Annotated in this window: 16 protein-coding genes; 7 read left to right on the top strand and 9 right to left on the bottom strand. The window is 69.0% G+C overall.

From position 1 onward, the window contains the following. Positions 1 to 18 precede the first annotated feature (18 nt). The 3 genes from HUW62_RS49935 (at position 19) to HUW62_RS10875 (ending at position 2,263) form a co-directional block, all read left to right on the top strand. Positions 19 to 849, top strand: coding sequence for a helix-turn-helix transcriptional regulator (locus tag HUW62_RS49935; RefSeq protein WP_176434371.1), 831 nt, complete (start codon positions 19 to 21; stop codon positions 847 to 849). Positions 850 to 1,385: 536 nt separating this feature from the next. Next, positions 1,386 to 1,790, top strand: a complete 405-nt coding sequence (locus HUW62_RS48640; protein ID WP_240356863.1) for a hypothetical protein — start codon at positions 1,386 to 1,388, stop codon at positions 1,788 to 1,790. 2 nt (positions 1,791 to 1,792) lie between these two features. Then, on the top strand, positions 1,793 to 2,263 hold the full coding sequence (locus HUW62_RS10875; protein WP_163868883.1) for an SMI1/KNR4 family protein: 471 nt from the start codon (positions 1,793 to 1,795) through the stop codon (positions 2,261 to 2,263). 104 nt (positions 2,264 to 2,367) lie between these two features. Here HUW62_RS10875 and HUW62_RS10870 read toward each other — a convergent pair whose 3' ends face one another. From HUW62_RS10870 to HUW62_RS10860, 3 genes are all read right to left on the bottom strand, one after another. Beyond that, positions 2,368 to 3,342 carry a PD40 domain-containing protein gene (locus HUW62_RS10870; protein WP_163868884.1) on the bottom strand — a complete coding sequence of 325 codons (975 nt, stop codon included), beginning with the start codon at positions 3,340 to 3,342 and terminating at the stop codon, positions 2,368 to 2,370. 114 nt (positions 3,343 to 3,456) lie between these two features. Next, complete coding sequence (locus HUW62_RS10865; RefSeq protein ID WP_163868885.1) at positions 3,457 to 4,242, bottom strand: LytTR family DNA-binding domain-containing protein; 786 nt, start codon at positions 4,240 to 4,242, stop codon at positions 3,457 to 3,459. After that, positions 4,239 to 5,285 (bottom strand): sensor histidine kinase, encoded by a 1,047-nt coding sequence (locus HUW62_RS10860; protein WP_176434369.1) that lies wholly within the window; start codon positions 5,283 to 5,285, stop codon positions 4,239 to 4,241. The genes HUW62_RS10865 and HUW62_RS10860 overlap by 4 nt, the downstream gene beginning before the upstream one ends. Positions 5,286 to 5,438: 153 nt before the next feature. Between HUW62_RS10860 and HUW62_RS10855 the strand changes: the two genes are divergently transcribed. Beyond that, positions 5,439 to 6,914, top strand: a complete 1,476-nt coding sequence (locus HUW62_RS10855; protein WP_176434368.1) for a hypothetical protein — start codon at positions 5,439 to 5,441, stop codon at positions 6,912 to 6,914. Positions 6,915 to 6,921: 7 nt separating this feature from the next. Here HUW62_RS10855 and HUW62_RS10850 read toward each other — a convergent pair whose 3' ends face one another. The 3 genes from HUW62_RS10850 to HUW62_RS10840 all read right to left on the bottom strand — a co-directional run bounded on the left by HUW62_RS10850 (position 6,922) and on the right by HUW62_RS10840 (position 10,172). Next, positions 6,922 to 7,821 carry a WG repeat-containing protein gene (locus HUW62_RS10850; RefSeq protein WP_368670382.1) on the bottom strand — a complete coding sequence of 300 codons (900 nt, stop codon included), beginning with the start codon at positions 7,819 to 7,821 and terminating at the stop codon, positions 6,922 to 6,924. Between the two features lie 39 nt (positions 7,822 to 7,860). After that, a complete protein-coding gene (locus tag HUW62_RS10845) occupies positions 7,861 to 9,420 on the bottom strand; it encodes an endo-1,3-alpha-glucanase family glycosylhydrolase (RefSeq protein ID WP_176434367.1) in 1,560 nt (519 codons plus the stop codon). 140 nt (positions 9,421 to 9,560) lie between these two features. Then, positions 9,561 to 10,172 (bottom strand): hypothetical protein, encoded by a 612-nt coding sequence (locus HUW62_RS10840; RefSeq protein WP_163868889.1) that lies wholly within the window; start codon positions 10,170 to 10,172, stop codon positions 9,561 to 9,563. A gap of 188 nt (positions 10,173 to 10,360) precedes the next feature. Here HUW62_RS10840 and HUW62_RS10835 point away from each other — a divergent pair, with 188 nt between their 5' ends. Continuing rightward, complete coding sequence (locus HUW62_RS10835) at positions 10,361 to 11,356, top strand: hypothetical protein (protein WP_176434366.1); 996 nt, start codon at positions 10,361 to 10,363, stop codon at positions 11,354 to 11,356. Here HUW62_RS10835 and HUW62_RS10830 read toward each other — a convergent pair. Next, positions 11,346 to 13,043, bottom strand: a complete 1,698-nt coding sequence (locus HUW62_RS10830; protein WP_176434365.1) for a dihydroxyacetone kinase family protein — start codon at positions 13,041 to 13,043, stop codon at positions 11,346 to 11,348. The two genes, HUW62_RS10835 and HUW62_RS10830, sit on opposite strands and share 11 nt — an antisense overlap. Before the next feature lie 268 nt (positions 13,044 to 13,311). On the opposite strand from HUW62_RS10830, the gene HUW62_RS10825 reads away from it, so the two are divergent. Both HUW62_RS10825 and HUW62_RS10820 read left to right on the top strand, forming a co-directional pair. Continuing rightward, positions 13,312 to 14,409 (top strand): DUF2304 family protein, encoded by a 1,098-nt coding sequence (locus HUW62_RS10825; RefSeq protein WP_176434364.1) that lies wholly within the window; start codon positions 13,312 to 13,314, stop codon positions 14,407 to 14,409. 4 nt (positions 14,410 to 14,413) lie between these two features. Beyond that, positions 14,414 to 16,252 carry a hypothetical protein gene (locus tag HUW62_RS10820; RefSeq protein ID WP_163868892.1) on the top strand — a complete coding sequence of 613 codons (1,839 nt, stop codon included), beginning with the start codon at positions 14,414 to 14,416 and terminating at the stop codon, positions 16,250 to 16,252. A 60-nt stretch (positions 16,253 to 16,312) separates the two neighbouring features. On the opposite strand, the gene HUW62_RS10815 is transcribed toward HUW62_RS10820, so the two are convergent. Both HUW62_RS10815 and HUW62_RS10810 read right to left on the bottom strand, forming a co-directional pair. Continuing rightward, complete coding sequence (locus HUW62_RS10815) at positions 16,313 to 16,969, bottom strand: trimeric intracellular cation channel family protein (RefSeq protein ID WP_255203357.1); 657 nt, start codon at positions 16,967 to 16,969, stop codon at positions 16,313 to 16,315. Between the two features lie 160 nt (positions 16,970 to 17,129). Next, a complete protein-coding gene (locus HUW62_RS10810; RefSeq protein WP_176434384.1) occupies positions 17,130 to 19,610 on the bottom strand; it encodes a DNA polymerase domain-containing protein in 2,481 nt (826 codons plus the stop codon). Positions 19,611 to 19,659: the final 49 nt, after the last annotated feature.

Genomic DNA, 19,659 nt, shown 5'->3' with positions numbered 1-19,659 from the left:
CCGACAGAATGCGCGCCGGTGAGTCGCCCTCGCATCGATGCGCCCCGTGGAGTGCTTCAGCGCCCAGCCCCCGAGGGCAGGATTGCGCACGAGCGCTTCGCGCCCTCGCCTGACCTGGAGGCCTTCGTCCAGCACTTCTGGACGGTGCGCTGGGACTTGCGTGGGGAGCCACCGCTGCTGGCGGAGACCCTGCCCCACCCGTGCGTGCACGTGGTGTTCGAGCGGGGACAGGCGCGCATCGCGGGGGTGCAGTCGCGTCGGTTCCGCCGCAGGCTGCAGGGCCAGTCCCGGGTGTTCGGCATCAAGTTCCGTCCCGCCGCCTTCCAGCCCTGGCTCAAGGGCCCGCTGTCGCGGCTCACGGACCGCACGGTGAGCCTGCACTCCGTATTCGGCCGGGACAGCATCGCGCTCAAGGACGCCATCCTCGCGGAGCCGGACGTGCGCCGGTGCATGACGCTGGCCCAGGACTTCCTGCGGCCTCGCCTGCCGCTCATGCCCGAGCCGATTGCCCGGTTGAGGGATTTGGTGGAGCGGCTCGCGGTGGACACGACGCTCACGCGGATGGAGCAGGTGGCGGCGCTCGCGGGGTTGGAGCCACGCAACCTCCAGCGGAGATTCAGCGCGGCGGTGGGCGTGAGCCCCAAGTGGGTCATCCAGCGGTATCGCTTGCATGAGGCCGCCGAGCAGCTCGCGCGACCGGATGCCCCCGACATGGCGAGCCTGGCGCTCCAGCTCGGCTACTTCGACCAGTCCCACTTCATCCGGGACTTCAAGGCGCTCGTGGGCCGAGCACCCGGGCAGTACGCCGCCCAGGCAGCGGCCGCGCGTGGGAAGCGCGCCTCCCGCTAGGAACCCGAGACGCGGCGTCACGGACTGCGATTGCCTCTCGTACTTCACGACAGGCCGCGGGGGCTTCGGATCGACGGCATTCACCACAAGAACCATCTGCGCGGTGTGCAGGAGGCGGGGGCAAAGCCAAGCTCCAGCACCCATTCGTCAAGTCCAGAATCGGGTGCTGGGAAGGCGTTTCCAGTGGGACCAGGATGCGCCGGCCGGAGCAGAAGGCTTGGGTGAGAGCACTGTCAGGCCCTTCAGGTAATTCTTCGGAATGGACCTGCTGAAGAGGACCAGCTCCAGGAGAAATCCCATTGAAGCTGCGCCCGACGGTGCTGGTCGCGATTCTCGCCGGATGTTCCACGACTCACGGAACAGGTGGGTCCGGTTCCGACCCATCTCCAGGAGTCCAACCAGCGACGAAGAAAGAGCTGCCCTGGATTCCGGTGCTCGGCGGGCGAATGAAGACGACCCTTTTCTACGGTCCCTGGCAGTGCAGACAGGAGTTCATGCGAACATGCCAGCGTGAATGCGCTCGGGTCATGGGCTGCATGTGGTTGGCCGACATCAAGCTGGAATGGGAAGGTCGATTGGTCGCCCCACCGCTTCCCGTCAAAGCTGGCAGTCGCTACGGCATCTTCCACTGCTGCTGCGACCATCCCAAGCTGACGCCAGACAAGAACGAGGAGGAGCGGAGGTTGTGGGAGAACTTCCGAACTTCCTTCCGAAAGGACTGGAGCAAGAAGTTCGGAGACTGGCCTGAAGAGGAAGGTGTCGCCTGGCCCGGGCACCACATCCGGGACCTTCTTCATGGCGGAGATCCGGTGGACCCCAACAACATCATCCCCGTGAAGCCGGGCGTGCATACCGTCTTCAACAAGGCGTATCCCGCCTGCTACGGAGGTCAGCCACCCTGGAATACAGTGGGGCCCAATCTTCCCTACTCGGACCACTGACGATGGCCACGCCCATGAGCAGCCTGCTCGAAGAGGTCTCTCGCGAGCACTTTCCCTATTCGCCCGCCGCGCCCGAAGAGGTCGATTCGTTCGAACGCCGGGTGGGCTGGAAGTTGGACCCCGACCTGCGCGCCTTCTACCTGCACTGCAATGGAGCGGAGCTGGTTGAGCGGCTACCAGAGACGCCTTACCGCGTCCTGCCGTTGCACAAAATCACACGGGCGAGGGTGGCCATCTACGGCGAGGATGACGACAAGTGGGGACCGGCCTCGGTGTACGCGCTCTGCGATGTGCAGGACGGCAACTACGTTCTGGTGGACGTGGCCCGACAGGAGAATGGCCGCTACCCCCTCTTCGACGGGAACCACGAAGCGTGGCCGGACCCGGCCTACTGCAAGCAGATCGCCAGCTCCTTCTCGGAGTTTCTGGAGCGGGTGCTACGCACCCGGCGCGGCCTCTACTGGCTGGGGTAATGAAACAGCGAGGCGAGCGTGGAGTGCCCCTCCGCCACTCCCCGCCCGCCCCGCCTTTCTTCACGTCAAGAGAGCGCCGCCCCGGGCGGCGGGCTCCCCGTCCGTCACTGGAACAGCAGGCAATAGGTGTCGAGCCCGTAGAAGTCCGACGGCACGAACGGGTTCCACGTCTGCCGCACGAAGTAGAGGTGACGCCCGTCCACGCTCAGCGACGGGTGGAACTCGTCCTTCTCCGTGTTCACCGCCGGACCCAGGTTGATGGCCTTGGTGAAGCGGCCACCGATGTTGATGCTCGCGTACAGGTCGCCCAGGCCATGACCCTCCGGCCGGTTGAGCGAGGCGAAGATGAGCACGCGGCCGTCCGCGGAGATGTGCGAGTTGTACTCCCAGTAATCCGGGCTGTTGACGCCGGTGCCCAGCTTCTCCGCGGGCGCGTAACCAGGGCCGCGGCGCTCCGCGCGGTAGATGTTGAAGTCCGAGTCGAACGTGCCGCTGGCGAAGTACACCGTCCCATCACGCGTCGCGCTGACGTAGAGTTCCTGACGGTCCGAGTTCACGTTGGGGCCCAGGTGTTGCGGCGTGCCCCAGCTCCCATTCGCCTGCTTGTGCACCACCCACAGGTCCGAGTCCGCGCGCTCCTCGGTGCCCGTCACGGGACGGGTGGACGAGAAGAACAACGAGTTGCCATCCGGCGTGAGGAACGGGTCCGTGTCCAGGTACGTGCCAGAGAAGGACACCAGTTGCCCCGGGGTGAAGTGGCCGTTCACCTTGCGCGTCTCGTAGATGGCCTGGAACGGCGCCTCCGCCGCATCCACGTGGTAGTACGCCGTGTTGCCGTCCGCGGAGACGGTGAGCCGGTACTCCGAGCGGTCCGGAAGGGAGACCTCTCCCGGAGCGAAGATGCTGCCGCCCGCGGGGCAGGTCATGAACCGCAGCGCCTCGCTGGACACCTCGTGCGCACCGAGCGCCTCCGCCACCTTGGCGGACTCCGGCTCCTGCGCGGCGCACGCCATCGTCATGGAGGACATGGCGACGAAGAGGCTCAGAGACCACGACTTCCCAGGGATGAAACGATTCATGCGACGTCTCCTTGTGATGGAGACACAGTCGCCCGACCTCCCGACGCTCGCGATGGAGTTGTGACGAACGGCGGAGGTCCTGGGGCGAACGGTGGAACCGCCGCCCCACCCCGCTCAGGAGGGCAGGTCCAACGCCCGCTGGAGCCGGGCGCGGTAGCTCCGGCCTGACGTCAGCTTCGTCCCATCCCGCAGTGTCAGCACGAACTCGCCAGGAGGCAGCGGCTCCACCTCCTCGATGCGGTCCACCCGGACGATGAGCGAGCGGTGCGCACGCACGAAGTCCTTCGGGTCCAGCTTCGCCTCCAGCGCATTCATCGTCTCACGCGCCAGGTACGACTGCTTGCCCAGGTGGACGGAGACATAGTTCCCCTCCGCCTCCAGGTAGTCGATGTCCTCCACGCGCAGGAAGCGCATCCGCCAACCCACCTTCGTCACCAGCTTCGTCGCGTACGGCTCCGACGCGGGAGGCAGGCGCTGCGACAGCGCGTCCAGCCGCTCGATGAGGTCCGCGTCCAGCTCCGTGGCCCCGGTGCGGCGGCGCTCGCGCACCCGAGAGAGGCTGAGACGAAAGCGCTCCCGGTCAAAGGGCTTGAGCAGATAGTCGAGCGCGTTGGCCTCGAACGCCTGCACCGCGAAGTCCCGGTGCGCCGTCACGAAGATGACCGCCGGCTGCTGCTCCTGGGCCACCGCGCGCAGCACGCCGAAGCCGTCGGGCTCCGGCATCTGCACATCCAGCAGCACCAGGTCCGGGCGCTCCTTGCCGATGGCGGCGATGGCCTCGACGCCATCGCGACACTCGCCGATGACAGCCATGTCCGACTCGCCCGCGAGCAGCTCCTTGAGCCGCTCCCGGGCCAGGGGCTCATCGTCGACGATGAGCACGCGGATGGGCTGCGTCATGTCGCCGGCTCCGTCCGGAAGGGAATGGCCAGGGACACCAGCGCCCCGCCCTCCGAGCGCCCGCGCAGCTCCAGCCGGTGGTCCGGGCCGTAGAGCTGGACGAGCCGCTCCCGCGTAATCCACAGGCCCTTGCCACTCCCCGAGGCCTTGGGGGCCGTCGACTCGCGCAGGCCGACGCCGTCGTCACGGACCTCCAGGAGCAGCGCCGGTCCCTCGCGCCGGGCGGACACCGTCACCGTGCCCGGAGCGGAGCGCGGGGCGATGCCGTGCTGGATGGCGTTCTCCACCAGCGGCTGGAGCAACAGATGCGGCACATGGGCCCCGAGCGTGTCCTGCTCGATTTCGTGCTTCACCTGGAGCCGGTCCGTGAAGCGCACGCCCTGGATGTCCAGGTAGAGCTGCAGGGTGCGCAGCTCGTCCCGCAGCGTCACCTCCTCGCGGCCCGCCGCATCCAGCGTGCCCCGCAGCAAGTCGCTGAGCCGGGCAATCATCCGCTCGCTGCCCATCGGGTCCCGGTGCACCAGGGCGGAGATGGAGTTGAGCGTGTTGAAGAGGAAGTGCGGGTGGAGCTGGGACTTGAGGACGTGGAGCTGCGCGCGCGCGAGCTGCGTGTCCCGCAACCGGACCTGCTCCGCGTAATAGAGGGCGTGCGCCACGCCCAGGAGCGTCAGGTAGATGAACGGGTTGTAGAGCAGCGCATGCTCCAGCACCGCCGTATACGCGGGGGGCGCGTCGTACCAGTGGAAGTACGGGTCCAACGCGTAGATGACCGTGGCGCGGAAGAACGAGACGGCGAGCGCACCGCCCACGTGCAGGGCGAGACGAGAGCGCCAGCGACGCCGCTCGAAGGGGAAGCGCAGGCCGAAGTACACGACGGCGACGGTGATGGGCGCCCACAGCGCGGTGGCGAAACCCTCCGTGAGCAGCGCATGAGACCAGGACACGCCCCGGACGGAGTGCGCCTCACTGGAGGCCGCCAGCCCCTGCAAGGTCCAATAGGCGAAGGCCCCCACCCACAACATCCAACCGCGTCCGCGTGACATGGCCTCAAGGTACACGGACTCTCGCCGGCTTTCACACCCACCCCCATCTCCCCTCTGAAGGGCACGCTCGCGCACATGAGTGAGCAGGCAGTCTCGCCTCCACCCAGCAACTGTTATTTGCCGGACCTCAAGCAATCCAGTGACAATAGCCACATGTCACTATCACGCACGCTCTTCGTCTCGCTCGCGGTGGTCCTTCTGGGGTGCTCCGGGTCGTCGGGTGACTCGGGAAAAGAGGAGTCGCCCGAAGATGAGTTCGGAGTGGCGTCCATCAGCGACGCTGGAACGCAGGACGCGGGGATACCCGACGCGGGGCCAGCCGACGCGGGTGACAGCCTCGCGGGGCTGACCCGCATCGCCGCCGCCGAGTACCAGTTGTTCTACCTGGTGGATGGCCGCGTGCTGGGCATCGGCTCCAACCGCGCGGGGCAGCTCGGCGTGGGCCACTCCAATCCGTACAACCAGGTCCCGTCCGTCGACATCGCCCTGCCCCAGGGGCTGCTCTTCAAGGACGTGGCGGGCGGCGGCTTCCAGAGTCTCGCGCTCGATGTCCAGGGCCGCGTCTGGACCTTCGGGCAGAACCTCTACGGGCAGCGAGGCGACGGCACCACGAACGACTACCCCAACCGCGCGACGACGCCGAACAACGGCCAGCCGTACCTCATCCTCCAGGACTCCACCGGCGCGACGTTCGACAACGTCGTCGCGGTGCGCAGCGCGCTGCTGTTCAACATGGCGCTGAAGGCGGACGGCTCCGTCTGGGTGTGGGGCATGAGCGGCACGGCGATTGGCAACACGCTGGGCATCGCGGGAGATGGAAACCAGGCGCCGCGCAACATCACCCGTCCCACCCGCGTCCCGCTCCCGCAGGGCGTGCGAATCACCGCATTCACCACCAACGACAACACCATCTTCGCGCTGGATGACACCGGCAAGGCGTGGGCGTGGGGCGGAGGGTCCGCCGCGGAGAACCTGGGCACGGGCAATTACGCGGGCTATGCGCAGCCGAACCCGCTGACCATCCCCGTCAAGGTGAAGGAGCTCGCCGCGGGAGGCAGCCGCTGGGCGGTGGCGCTGGACGAGAACGGGAGCCTGTGGGGCTGGGGCATCCAGGGCACCTTCCTGGGCATCGGCAGTCCGACGGGCGGCTGGATTCCCAAGGCCACCCCGGTCCAACTGTCGTTCCCCGAGTTCGGCTCGCGCAAAATCGTCCACGTGTCCGCGTGTGGCCATGCCACGCACGTGATTCTGGACGACGGCTCGCTGTGGGGCTGGGGCGACAGCGCGATGGGCGAGGTGGGCAACGGAGTGATGCTGAACTTCGCCACCTACCACACGCCGTACAGCTGGGACTGGTCCAACTACCAGATGATGGTCTTCCGTCCCGTGCAGATTGCCCCGGGCGTCACCTTCAAGGCCCTGCACAACACCGCGCAGTCCTTCTACGGCTACGCCACGGCGACGGATGGAACCATCTACTCCTGGGGCCGGAACAAGACGGGCGTGCTGGGCAATGGCGTGCGGCCTACCGGTGACGTGGCGGGCCGGCCGGACAGCTGGAACGTGGCCACCGCCACGCCCGTGCCCGCGCACCTGCTGACCACGGGCACGGACGCGCCGTCGCTGTAGCGCGCCGTCAGTCGTTCAGCACCACGGCCAGGCCGTGGGAGAAGGGCTGGGCGGAGGCGAAGCGGGGTGTCACCGCCCAGCTTCCGTCCGGGCGCAGGTAGCCGAACCTGCCATCCTGCTTCACGGCCGCCAGCCCTTCGGAGAACGCGCCATTCACCGCCTGGAAGCGGGGCTCGATGACCATGGCCCCCTTCTGGTCGATGAAGCCATACACCCCCTTCACCTTCACGGGCGCGAGCCCCTCGCGAAACGCACACTCCGTCAGGCTCTCGTCCCAGTTGGAGAAGCCAGGCTCCAGCACCCAGGCGCCGGACGCGTCCACGAAGCCGAACTTCTTGCCCTTCACGACGAGCGCCAGCCCATCCGAGAAGCGGCCCATCGTCTTGAAGTCGAAGCTGGCGAGACACTGGCCCTTGGGGTCGATGAGCCGGCTCTCCTCACCCGGGGGACTCTTCTTCAAGACGACGTGCGCCTTGCCGTCGACGAAGGGCCGGGCGAGTCCGCCGCCGAACCCGTCCAGCACCACCTCGCCCTTCCGGTCGATGTACGAGTCAGAGCCCTTCGCCCCCGCGCGCATCACCGGCGCGAGCCCCGAGCCGAAGCGCCCCACATTCGCGTAGGTGGCCCCGGCCACGACGTACTTCGTGAAGTTCGCCTTGAACTCCACCGGCAACACGAGCGTGCCCTTCACGTCGATGAAGCCCTCGTCCGTCAGGGCCATTCCATCGCTGAAGCCCGTGAAGGCGCGCTTCACCTTCAGCGTGGCCTGCCCCTTCACGTCGATGAAGACCCAGCCATCGAAAGCGGGCATGCGGGCGTGGCCCTCGTTGAAGGTGAAGGGCGTGCCATGGGGGCTGGGGATGACCAGCTCCCCCTTCGTGTCGATGAAGCCGTAACGCGTTTTCACGCCAGGGACCCTACCGTCCGGGCCCTCGCGCGTCGACGCTCACGGCCGCGTGCAGGAGCGCCCACCGCCCGCGTGATACATGAGGTCCTGGTAGACGGTTTGCGCGAGGATTTGCGTCTTGCTCTCCAGGCGCTGCACGGTGACACCTCCGCGCTGGAGTTCGAAGACAGGCGTGGTGCCGGGCACCAGCGGCGCCTGGAAGGCCGTCACTCCCGCGCTCGTCACGTCCAGCGTGCGAACGTCGGTGCCCTGCGTGATGACCAGCCGACCCGGCTCCTTGAGGAAGGCGAGCAGCTCCACCTGGTTGGACGCGGCGACCCCGCCCCTCAGCTTCATGGCGCGCGCCGTCTGTTTCGCGGCGTTGAAGGGCGCGTCCGTGCGGTGCCGACGGTGGGTGTAATAGAGCGTGTCGCGGACGATGGTGGGGCGCTGTCCCGTCTTGAACCAGGTCGTGTAGTACGCAATCCAATCCATGATGACGTAGCCGCGCTCCTGCGACGCCGTCATCCACGACTCGCCGTAGTCCGTCAGCGTGAGCAGCGTCATCCAGTCCGCGTCGCCCTCCATCGCCTTCTCGAACTGCGAGCGGAACGCCAGGCTGTTCTGCGCCTCCCAGTACACGCGGCTGCTGTTCTCGCTGTCGGTGAGCTTGTGGCGCACGTCCTCGAACGCGACGGGGGACATCCACAGCTTGCCGCGACGGTGAGACTCCACGCTCCAGCGGCGCATGTTCTCCCCGGACTGCGCGGTGCGCTCGCCCCACGTGGAGAAGCCCGTCACCAGGTTGTTCCACTCCGCGTACTTCGTCACGTCGCCCGTGTACGACAGGAGCGGCCAGTACGTGACTTGGATGCCCTGCGCCGCGAGCCGCGTCTTCAGCTCCGTCCAGAAGGCCACCGACTTGCGCTCCGGGTTGAAGCTGGCCAGGACGATGGCCCCGTTGAGCTTGTGCACGGACGGGTGCTGGGCCACGGAGGCAATCATCGACACCAGTCCGTCCGTGGTGCCTTCGGCCTCGGTGGGGAAGTCCGGGCTGAGGACGATGCGGAACTCCGGGTCCACGGCCGCGGCGGCGGCGAGCATGACGGTGAGCTGATTGTTCCGCGTATCGGACGAGACTCGATACGGGTGCTCGTAGAGGAAGCCGTCCATGCCGGAGGCAATCGCGCGGCGCACCTCCGTCTCGAAGTCACGCTGCCGCCACGCGCTGTCGGCCCAAGGGGCTCGGGGCAGCGGCCTGTCCCTCATCAGTCCGCCGATGTTGGCGTACTCGCCATTGCGCGACTCGGGCGTCATCCAGCCCGTCCAGTAGTCCGACGCGGGCTGCGCGTTGTCGATGGAGATGGGGAAGATGGGGTAATAGAAACCGAAGACCTTCTTCGGCGCCGCGCGCAGCGCCGCCGTCGTGGGCATGTCGAACGGGTAGCACTCGGAGATGGGCGTCGGCGCGGGCGCCGTGGGGAGCACGCCCGCCTCGGGTGCTCCGTCCTCGGAGGGAAGCGACTCGTCCGCAGCGCCTCCCGCGCAGGACATCGAGAGCAGGGGCGCTAACAAGAACGCGGCAAGCCGCGCCCTGGAGAAATCCATGGCGATGCGCATCGGTCGACCTCGAGGTGCGCTTCATCCGGGGGGACGAAGTGAGGGGGTTATCCTCGGGACACGGGAGGTCTCTCGATGGCGCGCTCTTTCGCGCTTTTCCTGCAACTCATTGAGCCGCGCGACACGTCGGCGTGCTCACGTCATGGCAGCAGTGATTCCTTGCGCTTCAGCTTCTTGGCGAGCGTGGTGTAGGACCACTCGCCCTCTTCATCCACCAGCCCCTTGGCGAGCAGCTTGCTCAACTGGGGGCCCATCTCGCTGGAGTGGCCGATGAGGTGATGGTCCGCGCGCACCTTGTCGATGGCGTCGTCGCGGTCATCCGAGACGACGAGCCGGGCGGACAGCGTGTCGGCGTAGGAGGAGTAGTCGTTGTAGTAGGTCCACGCCACACCCTGGAGGGAGAAGTCCCCCAGCACGACAATCTCTCCGTGGAAGAGGAGGTTGTGAGCCTTGAGCGAGCCGCCGACGAAGAGCAGTGAGTAGTCGAAGCCCTCGTGGATGATGTTGCCCTCCACCACCAGGTCTCCCGCGACGAGCAGGCGGCCCTGGTCCTCCAGGATGAGGTTGCCGTTCACCGTGACACTCTTCGCGTCGAAGGTCAGGTCCTGGCCCTCGGAGAGGGTCAGGCCTTGGGCCACCTGCTTCACTTCGGCGGAGGGCGACAGCTTCGCCTTGAGCGCGGCTCGCTTGCCGGCCGAGCCTGCTTGTGCGTGGAGCGAGCCTTCCTGCAGCAACTTTTCGAAGAGCGTCATGTTCACAGGCTAGAAGTCCACCCGGGAGCTGACGAGCGAAATGTCCTGGCTGGACCTCCCCGGGAAGCCTCGGCCGTCCGGCTCCGGGTATACTGGGGACTCGGCCGGGAAAACGGTGTGAGGTCTGCGTGGCATCAACCAGGACTGTCCGATGGGTTTCGACGCTCGAGAGTGTGCGTGCTCGGGGCGTGACCGCCCAGGGAGCGCTGCTTGCCTGCGCGTTGCTCTTCGCCCATGCGGCGGGTGCGCAGACCACGGAGGATCGGGCCTACGTTGGCGTCACCTTCGCGCGCGGCACCGAGATTGGCTCACAAGGCGGCAGACTGGATGAGCGCAGGCAGTTGGACCTGCGCATCCCCCTCCCGCCCTTGTTCCTCGGCCGCACGGTGCTCGTGCCCTCCTTCGGCTACGAGACGCGCTTCATGGGACTGGAGCAGCACGGTCCGCTGGCGGATGTGTCGGAGGAGGAGCTGGGTCGGCAGTTCCATCGCTTCCAGCTCGGGCTCACGCTGATTCGTCCGCTCTCGCCCCGGTGGATGCTGGTGACGGGCGCGGTGGCGAACACTCGCACGGACTTCAAGAGCTCCTTCGACTTCGGGTTGGACACCTCGTGGGTGGGCTTCGCCATGGCGAACTACCTGATTGGTGGAGACCCGGACGTGCGGCTGACGTTCGGCCTGGTGGCGCTGTATCCGTTCGATGCCACGCCCGTCGTCCCCATGATTGCCTTCGCGTACCGCAAGGGGCCGTACATCCTGGAGGTGGGGCTGCCTCGGCTCGCCATGTTGTACAAGGTGGGCACCGGGCTGGAGCTGGGCATCACCGGCATGTTCGACCAGCAGGTCTTCCGCTCTCGCATCCCGTATGACGGGCAGGGCCCCATGCCGCAGTACATCCGTGAGACGGCGCTGCGCTTCGGCCCCACGGTGAATGCGCGCCTGGGCAATGGAAACCTCTGGATCAGCTCGTCCATCGGGCTCGACCTCCTGAACGACTATGCGCTGCTCGACAAGGACCGGGACCGGGTGGAGATGGGGATGCTCCAGTCCACGGGCCCGGCGCCCTATCTGAGGGTGTCGCTCGGCTGGCGTCCGCCGCGTCGTGCGAGGGAAGCCGTCCGGCCCATCGGCGGGCCGCCGGAGCAGGCTCCGCCGCAGGGCAACTCCCCCTCGCTCATCCGATGAAGGGCGTGAGCGCCTTCAACCAGACGACGACAGCGGCCGCGCCCGCATCGGGCACACCGAGCGCCCTGCTTCCCAGATAGCTGGCGCGTCCGAGCCGGGGCTGCATGCGCGTGGTGGCCTCCGCGCCTCGCGCTCCTTCGTGCACCGCCGCGGCCCAGGCTTCAGCGGTCGACGTTCCAGCCTTCAGCTCTCGCGCGAAGGCATCGGCCGCGGGCTTGAGCGCATCCAGCATCGTGCGGTCTCCGGGCTTGGCGCCGCCAAGCTGCGCCACCGCGTCGACGGCGAGGACGAACGCGTCCGCCCAGGCCGGAGCATTGGTGGAACTCTCGGAGAGGCGACGCGCGGCGCGCAACAACGCGGTGGCGTAGAACGGCCCCGAGCTTCCGCCGATGGCACGCCGCAGGGCATCGCCGATGGCCGTGAGGGCCCGTGGTGGATTCGTCCACGAGGACTCGGGCAGGGCGCGAATCGCCGCCGCGCCGCGCGAGAGGCTGAGGCCCAGGTCTCCATCTCCCGCCGCGCTGTCGAGTTCGGTGAGGCGGGCTTCACTCGCTTCGAAGGCGGCGGCGACGGCGTGCGCGGCGTCCCTCACCCGCTCCATTCCAGGCTGACGAGTCTCCTGGGTGAGAGGCGCGGACGGCGTGACGGCGACGGGCCGGGCGGGGCGCTCCGGTGCGAGCCGGCCCTCGCCTCCCCAGGCGGGAGCGGTCGTCCTGGCGTCGAGCCAGCCCAGGCGCGCGTCATCCAGCTTCAGCACGGACAGGGAGCAGCCCGGCATCTCAAGCGCGGAGAGGAACGTCCCAGTCCACGCGCGCTCCACACGCAGGCCGCGCTCGCCCAGAAGTGTCAGGGCGCGGCGCGTGACGATGGCCAGCTCCATGGGGGGCGTGCCGCCCAGTCCATTGACGAGCAGGGCCACGCGGGTGCTGGCGCCGAAGCTCCGGTCCTCCAGGATGATGGAGAGCAGCGACTCCACCAAGGCATCAGCGGCCACGAGCGGGGCGCGGCGCACGCCCTGCTCTCCGTGGATGCCCAGTCCCAGCTCGATTTCGTCATCGCCCAGGGTGAAGCCGGGACGGCCCGCCGCCGGCACGGTGCACGGACCGAGCGCGACGCCCATGGTGCCCAGCTCCGCCGAGGCCGCCTGGGCTTCTCGGAGCACGTCCTCGAGGGACAGGCCCGCCGCCGCGGCGGCTCCCGCCACCTTGTGCACCAGCACGGTGCCAGCGATGCCGCGACGTCGCGCGGGCTCGACGGTATGGCGCAGGGCGACGTCATCGGCGACCACGACGACCTCCACGGGGATGCCTTCCGCGCGGGCCAGCTCGGCGGCGAGGCCGAAGTTGAGCCGGTCACCGGTGTAGTTCTTCACCACGAGGAGCGAGCCCGCGGGGCCTGACACCGCGCGAATGGCGGCGAGCACGGCGTCCGTGCTGGGCGAGGTGAACACATCCCCCGCCACCGCCGCGTCGAGCATGCCCGCGCCGACATAACCCGCGTGCGCGGGCTCATGCCCGCTGCCACCACCGGAGATGACGGAGACCTTGCGCTGCGCGGGGTCGGCCGGTGTGTCGGCGCGGATGACCACCGTCTCGTCGTCGAGCAACACCTGCCCCGGAGCGAGCGCGACGAACCCCTCCAGCATCTGCCTCACGACGGCCCTGGGCTCATTGACGAGCTTCTTCACCGGTTCCTGCTCCTTCGCCGCGGCGGCGGACGGACTGAACGGCGGGAGTAGAGCACGGGCGTTCCAGCACGGCGTTGGGAGGAGAGGCACGCCGGTGGGGTCCGCGTCGGAAACGTCCGCCAACCATCGCCGCGCCACCATACGGACCCGGCCAGTGAGATGGGTCATCTGGCTCCCTTCGGGAGGGATTTCATCCCCGCCCCTTCCCCGAGGTAGAAATCGCTTGCCGGGCCGGGTCGGAGGGACCTAGCTAGGGCTCGGGGAGCGCATGTCCTTTCTCGTCATCCTGCTGACCGCGGGATTCTTCACCATCCTCTTCTCCCAGTTCGGGCATCGACTTCCCGCGAGGAACTCGCTCATCTGGTGGTTGGTGGCGCTGTTCCTCCTGACCACCGTCATCAATCCCGACCTGTTCCGCCCGGTCATCCGGGTGCTGGGCATCGAGCTCGTCAGCAACTTCGTGCTCGGCGGGATGATGATGTTCCTGTTCTTCCAGATGGTGGAGCAGCAGGCGGAGAACCGGCGCTTCTCGCGGCAGATTGTCGAGCTCACCACCAGCTTCGCCGCCCAGCTGTTTCCCAAGGAGGCCGCGCGGCACCTGGCTGGCGAGGGCCGCAAGGTGCTCATCCTCCTGCCCTGCTTCAACGAGGCCGGCTCGCTGCCGGAAGTCCTCCCCCGGCTCGCAGCGCTCCAGGAGCGGAGCACGGGTGAAGAGCGCTTCGCCTTCTGCGTGGTGGACGATGGCTCCCTGGACGACACGCCTCGCCTGCTCGCCTCGCTCGCGCCCCTGGGCCACGTCACCCACAGCACCAACGTCGGCGTGGCTGGGGCGCTCTTGACGGGCTTCAAGCTCGCGCGGGCCCTGGACGCGGACCATGTCGTCCAGTGCGACTCCGACGGCCAGCACCCCATCGAGGAGATTCCCCGGCTGGTGGCGCTCGCCCGTCAGCGGGGCGCGGACCTCATCATCGGCTCGCGCTTCGTGCCGCCGGAGCCCACGGCCAACGCGGTGTCCAATCCCCTGCGGAGCACCACCCCGCTGCGGCGCACGGGCGGAATGCTCGTCACGCTCGTACTGGGTCTGTTCGGCCGGCAGGCGCGGGTGAGCGACCCGACCTCCGGCTTCCGCGTCTACTCACGGCGAGCCGTGCGGGAGCTGCTGCGCGCGATGCCGGACGAGTATCCGGAGCCCGAGTCCATCGCGCTGCTCGCCCTGCGCGGACTGCGCATCCAGGAGGTCCTGGTGGAGATGACGCCGCGCACCCAGGGCGTCTCCAGCTTGAGCGGCCTGAAGAGCATCCGGTTCATGGTCAAGGTCACCACCGCCCTGCTGGGGCTGCGCGTCCGCTCACTGGTGGGAGGCTGAGCGCATGGCGACGCTTCGTGAGCGGCTCGACCGGGCGCTGAGCAGGCTCGACAGCCCCGGCTCTTCTCCCGAGTCCGCCGGCCCGGCCTCATGGCTGGTGCTGGCGCTGGTGCCCGGTCTGGCGTTGTTGATGTCCGGTGCCCTCCGCGCGGCGCTGCGCTTGAGCATCACCGCGTCGCTCGGGCTGGCGGTCGCCCTGCTGGCGGGCGGCGTGGTCCTGGCCGCGCTGACGGGAGGGCTTCGCGTGAGGCGGGGATGGCACGTCCTCCCAGCACTGCTGGTGCTGGGGACCCTCATGGTGGCGGCCCTCCAGGCGCTCCACGCCTCCGCCTTCGACGGCCTGATGTCCGTGGGCGGCGGGGACGCGGGCAACCACGTCGCCCTGCGGCGCGCGTTCGTCGAGAGCGCTCCAGACGTCTACCAGCAGTTCGTGTCGTTCTACGCCTTCACGCACTGGCTGGACGTCTTCCTCGGCTTCGACGCCTTCGAGTCGTTCCGGGCGGGGTTCTACGCCATCCCCTTCCTGCTGACGCTCTGCATGCTCGCGGCCCTCCTGGCGATGACCCACCGTCAAGAGGAGGCGGGAGTGCCGGGAGCGCGTGTCGCGCCGTGGCTCCTGTTCGCGGGATTGATGGCGGCGACATCCATCCTCTTCCCCGTGCTCCACTACCACCAGGCCGACGGCTTCTACGCCCACCTGTTCGGCCTGGTGCCCACGCTGCTGGGGTGGGTGTTGTTCGGGTTCTTCACCTCGCGGCTCTTGCGCATCGGAGCCCTGCTCTTCGCCGTCGTCCTCCATCGCTACACCTACGGTCTCAACCTGGGCGACGTGCTCCTCGTCAGCGCGGTGCTGGCGGGCGTCGAGTCCACCGGCGTGTCTCATGCCCGGCGCCTCCAGTGGGCGCTGCGCGCGCTGGCCGTCGGCCTGGGGCTCGCGGCCCTCTTCGCCTACTGGAAGCTGCTCCCGCTGATTCCGGTGACGGGTGGAATCGTCGCGCCCCGCTTCCACGCGATGCTGAGGGGACAACTGGTGCTCTCCCTGGGGCTGCTCCTGCTCCCCCTGGCGGCGAAGCGCATGGGGCTGGCCCTGGGCGACACCGGCACGCGCCTGGCGCGGTACGCGGGCCTCTTCGGCGGCGTGGGCGGACTGGTGCAGTTGCTCTGTCTGTGGTCGGTGACGAGTCGGGAGTACTACCTCATCAAGTACCACCTGCACGGCGCCATGCTGGTGTTGTGCGCGACGCTGGTCCTTGTCTCCGCGCTGCTGGCCCAGGTGCTCTCGCGGTGGGCACTGCGCCAGGGGGGGGCCGCGCACGCGGGACTGGTGCCGCTGGCGGTCCTGGTGGGCATCGGCGTGTTCAACCTGCGCAGCGCCATCACCCCCTATGAGGACAGCTTCCAGGAGCGCAGGTCCGGCAAGGCGCCGTGGAACCTGCTCTTCCCGCTCGCGGACCGCGAGGGCTGGAGTCGCATCCAGGCGACGCTGGCGCGAGAGCACGCCGACTTCGGTGGGTTCGTGTCCGCGAACTGGCCGCTGATGAACTTCATGAACGCGAGCCTGCGCACGACGAGCGACGAGGACCCGTTGCGCTTCGGCTGGGAGCAGTACACCCAAGGCCTGGTGAAGCAGGGCCCGGGCCTGTGCGTGTTCTGGTACGCGACGGAGCGCGACTTCCAGGAACTGACCGAGACGCAAGCCGTCAACGGCGGGAGGCTGCTGGACGTCGCCCGGGCGCTGGACGCCGAGGCGGAGAAGCGCTGCGAGGACTACCCCGCTCCCTGGGATGCCCAGCGCCCCCTCCGGCTCTGCCACGTCTGCGAGCCGAAGCAGTCGGGGACGTAGCGACTCACGTCAGCCGCTTGGACTGTCGCGCAGGCACCCGTCCGGGAAAGACTCGCACCCTCATTGCCCCGGTACGGACGGCAGACGCCAGTGCAGGAGGACCGCCAGCAACCGCAAGCCGAAGCAGGCCACGGCCCCCAGGCTCGCCGCGAGCACGGCGGGCACACCCACCCTCCGAGCCACGAGCAACACTCCCGCGCCCACGAGCGCCGCCACCGCGTACACATCCGCGCGCAACACCAGCGGGACTCGTGCCAACAACAGGTCGCGAAGCGTTCCTCCCCCCACGCCCGTCATCGCGCCCAGCAACAAGGCCGTCAGCGCGGGGGCTCCCAAGGAGAGTGCCTTGCTCGCACCCGTCACCGTGAAGAGGGCGAGCCCCGCCGCGTCCAGGGCCAGCAACAACGTGGGAGGAACCTGGCCCAGCGGGCCGCTCACCAGCACCACCAGCACACCCCCGCCGAACGCCGTCGTCGCGTAGCGCCAGTCGCGAATCGCCAGCGGCGGCACCGCGCCGAGGAGCACGTCCCGCACGAGCCCACCTCCCAACGCCGTGGCGAACGCGAGCACCAACACCCCGAAGACATCCAGCCCCGCCCGCGCCGCCGTCAGCGCGCCCTCGACAGCGAAGACGAGGGTGCCAGCCAGGTCCCCCGCCGTCAGGAGCATCAGCGGCATGCCGCGAGCCGGTGCGTCGACCATCGATGCGGGCCGCATCTCATTCCCCCTCCGAGGCCGCGTGGACGTCGCTCCCCGGATGCGTCACTCCGCAGCACGGCCCTCACGGATTCAATGTGCCCGCACCACGAGAGGCCGGCTTCTGAACAGCGCGACGCACTCGAACGTCAGGCGTCCCGCGCCGAGCAGGCGATTCAACCTATGGCGCCTCGGGAGACTCGTCCGTCCGAGCGTCCTCGGGCGACTCGTCCGCCCGAGCGTCCTCCAGCGCCACATCCTCCGGCGGCTTCGCCACCACGGTGAGGATGGGCCTCGCATCCGTGAGCGAGGGCGTGAAGAGGGACGGTTGGCCCGGGTCATCGAAGACGGTGGAGAAGTCGAGCCGGGTCAGCCCCCGCTCCAGCCTCGCGGCGAACGTCTCCTTCAACAGCCGCACGTAGTATTCGACGTCGTAGTCGCGCGGCGCCTCCACCGCGTCCGCCGGCCCGCCGCCAATGTCATCCGGCTCCGGCTCCGGCAACAGCCCCGCGCGTCCCCCCACCGCGCGGTAGACGTGGATGTGCTCGCCGGAGCCCCAGGTCTTCCTGCCAGCGCCGAGCATGGCCTCGTAGGGCAGCTCGCGGCGGCGCTCGCGCAACGCACCGTACTGCGCGGAGTCCTTCGTCAGCCGGACGTGCGAGGCCAGCTCCGTTGTCGGCACCTGGCGCCTGCGCAGCGCCAGCACCGTGGAGACATACGCCTCCCGGACCCCCACCACGTCTCCGGCAAGCAGGCACCGCACCGCGCGGCGCAGGAAGGTCTCCCCGAAGGGCTCGGCGCGGCTGGAGCGGAAGGCCACGCCCTTGAGGTGCAGCGTCCCGTCGTAGGACTGGAGCACGTAGTTCTTCGGTTCGTGCGAGAGCATGGCCGCGTAGCGCCCTTCGAACTCGAGCTGGACGCGCTGGGGCAGCAGCGCGGCGACCTCCGACACCACGCGGCGCTCGTCCTCCTCGCGCCAGTCCTCCGGCACCGCGAAGTACACCCCGTCCGTGTCCGCCTCCAACAGCGTGACACCCCGGCGGTCCAGCTCGCGACACAGGAGCGACAGCACCGCGCGCCCGCGCCGCGTCACCTCGTTGGCCGCGTGCACATCCGAGAAGCGCGTCAGCCCGGAGGCGCCCAGGTAGCCATAGGCCGAGTTCACGACGAGCTTCATCGCCGCGGAGAGCGCTTCGTTCTCGTGTCGCTCCGACGAGCCCGGCGCCGCCGCGCGCGCCCGCTTCTTCGCCGCGAGCCGCTGGTCCACCAGCCGGTCCACCATCGCCAGCAGCGCACCCAGCCTGTCCCGCTTCGGGCCGATGCGGTACTCGCGCATCAGCGACGGATAGAGGCTGGCCACGTCGGCCTTCACCACGCGCCGGGCCACTCCCGTGGCGAACAGGTGGAGCGCCGCGCCGTTGTGCGACGTGCCATCCCCCTCCTCGTACGCGGGGAGCGCCGCCCCCGTGCGCAGGTACGCCCGCACCAACAGCGGGTCCAGCACGCCGGTGGCCGCGCCCGCATCCGCCAGTCGCTCGTAGCGACGGGGTGCCATGCGCGCGAGCGCGAAGGCCGCGCCGCCCAGCAGCCGCGCCAGGCCCTCCGCCTCGCCCACGTCGTCGCGCGCATAGCGCCGCACCCGCTCCGGGTCCGTCTGGAAGACCTCGTGCACGCGCGCGCCAGGGATGTACTCCCGCGCCGGGCCGGCGATGCCGAAGTGCCGCGCGACGACCTTGAGCCCGTGCCCCGGCAAGTCTCGCGCGGAGAAGTCGTGCCGCAGCACCGCGTCCATCGTGTCGATGAACTCGCGCCCGGGCACCGTGTAGCGCGCGCGCCGCATCGAGTCCGCGTTGCGCTCCGCCCCGCGCCCCAACGCCGAGCCTCGCGCGGAGGGCCGGTGACGCAGCCCCGGGCCTCCCATGCGCCCCAGCGACACGGGCACGTTGAGCAGCTTCGCGCGCCGCGCGACGAAGGGCAGGTCGAAGCCGTGCAGGTTGTGGTTCTCGATGACGTCCGGGTCCAACACGCGCACCCGCTCGACGAAGCGGCGCAGCAGGTCCGCCTCCGCCGCGTCCCCCTGTCCGTGCGCCTCCAGCACCTCCAGCTCGCCCTTCGGGCCGCGCATCGCGATGAGGAAGATGCGGTCCTTGCCCGGGTCCAACCCCGTCGTCTCCAGGTCGAACTGGAGCCGGTGCAGCTCGCCGAAGCCGAGCCCCCGGAAGTACGTCCGTCCGGAGGCCGTGAGGTACTGCTCCTCCGGTGGCAGCGACAGCACCGTGCTCGGGCCCAGCTCCCGCAGGTTGGAGAACGCACGCCCCAGCCGCCGCGACGCGCCCTGCAGCACCTCCGCCGCGAGCGCCCGCCCGTCCTCCGCGCGGACGAGGAAGCGCAGCCCCCCCGGCCCCGACAGCTCCTGGAACGTCACCCGGCCCGGTACATAGCCCTCGCGCTCCGGCCGGAGCCGCGTGCCCAGGTGGTCCAGGTCTTCAAGATGGGAGAGCACCAGCCAGGGCCGGAAGCGCACGTCCTCGCGCACCAGCTCCCCCGTCCCGGGAATCCGCCGCCAGACGAAGGCGCGGCCGTCGGGCTCCGCCCACACCGAGACGATGCCCGGTGTCGCGTCCCAGCCCCACAGCCACTCGTCCTCCAACATGCCGCTCATCATGCCCCACACCTTGCCGCTCACGGGTGTCAGCGGTATGTCAGTTATC

It is taken from the genome of Myxococcus sp. AM011, assembly GCF_013372595.1.
Classification (GTDB): Bacteria; Myxococcota; Myxococcia; order Myxococcales; family Myxococcaceae; genus Myxococcus; species Myxococcus eversor.
This window is presented reverse-complemented; position numbering and strand designations above follow the sequence as displayed.

Bases quoted from the DNA above. Each gene is read 5' to 3' on its own strand.
- HUW62_RS10875 (WP_163868883.1), top strand. From the start codon at position 1,793: ATGGCCACGCCCATGAGCAGCCTGCTCGAAGAGGTCTCTCGCGAGCAC.
- HUW62_RS10815 (WP_255203357.1), bottom strand. From the start codon at position 16,969: ATGCGGCCCGCATCGATGGTCGACGCACCGGCTCGCGGCATGCCGCTG.
- HUW62_RS10825 (WP_176434364.1), top strand. From the start codon at position 13,312: ATGTCCTTTCTCGTCATCCTGCTGACCGCGGGATTCTTCACCATCCTC.
- HUW62_RS10870 (WP_163868884.1), bottom strand. From the start codon at position 3,342: ATGAATCGTTTCATCCCTGGGAAGTCGTGGTCTCTGAGCCTCTTCGTC.
- HUW62_RS10820 (WP_163868892.1), top strand. From the start codon at position 14,414: ATGGCGACGCTTCGTGAGCGGCTCGACCGGGCGCTGAGCAGGCTCGAC.
- HUW62_RS48640 (WP_240356863.1), top strand. From the start codon at position 1,386: ATGTGGTTGGCCGACATCAAGCTGGAATGGGAAGGTCGATTGGTCGCC.
- HUW62_RS10855 (WP_176434368.1), top strand. From the start codon at position 5,439: ATGTCACTATCACGCACGCTCTTCGTCTCGCTCGCGGTGGTCCTTCTG.
- HUW62_RS10810 (WP_176434384.1), bottom strand. From the start codon at position 19,610: ATGAGCGGCATGTTGGAGGACGAGTGGCTGTGGGGCTGGGACGCGACA.
- HUW62_RS10845 (WP_176434367.1), bottom strand. From the start codon at position 9,420: ATGCGCATCGCCATGGATTTCTCCAGGGCGCGGCTTGCCGCGTTCTTG.
- HUW62_RS10860 (WP_176434369.1), bottom strand. From the start codon at position 5,285: ATGTCACGCGGACGCGGTTGGATGTTGTGGGTGGGGGCCTTCGCCTAT.
- HUW62_RS10840 (WP_163868889.1), bottom strand. From the start codon at position 10,172: ATGACGCTCTTCGAAAAGTTGCTGCAGGAAGGCTCGCTCCACGCACAA.
- HUW62_RS10865 (WP_163868885.1), bottom strand. From the start codon at position 4,242: ATGACGCAGCCCATCCGCGTGCTCATCGTCGACGATGAGCCCCTGGCC.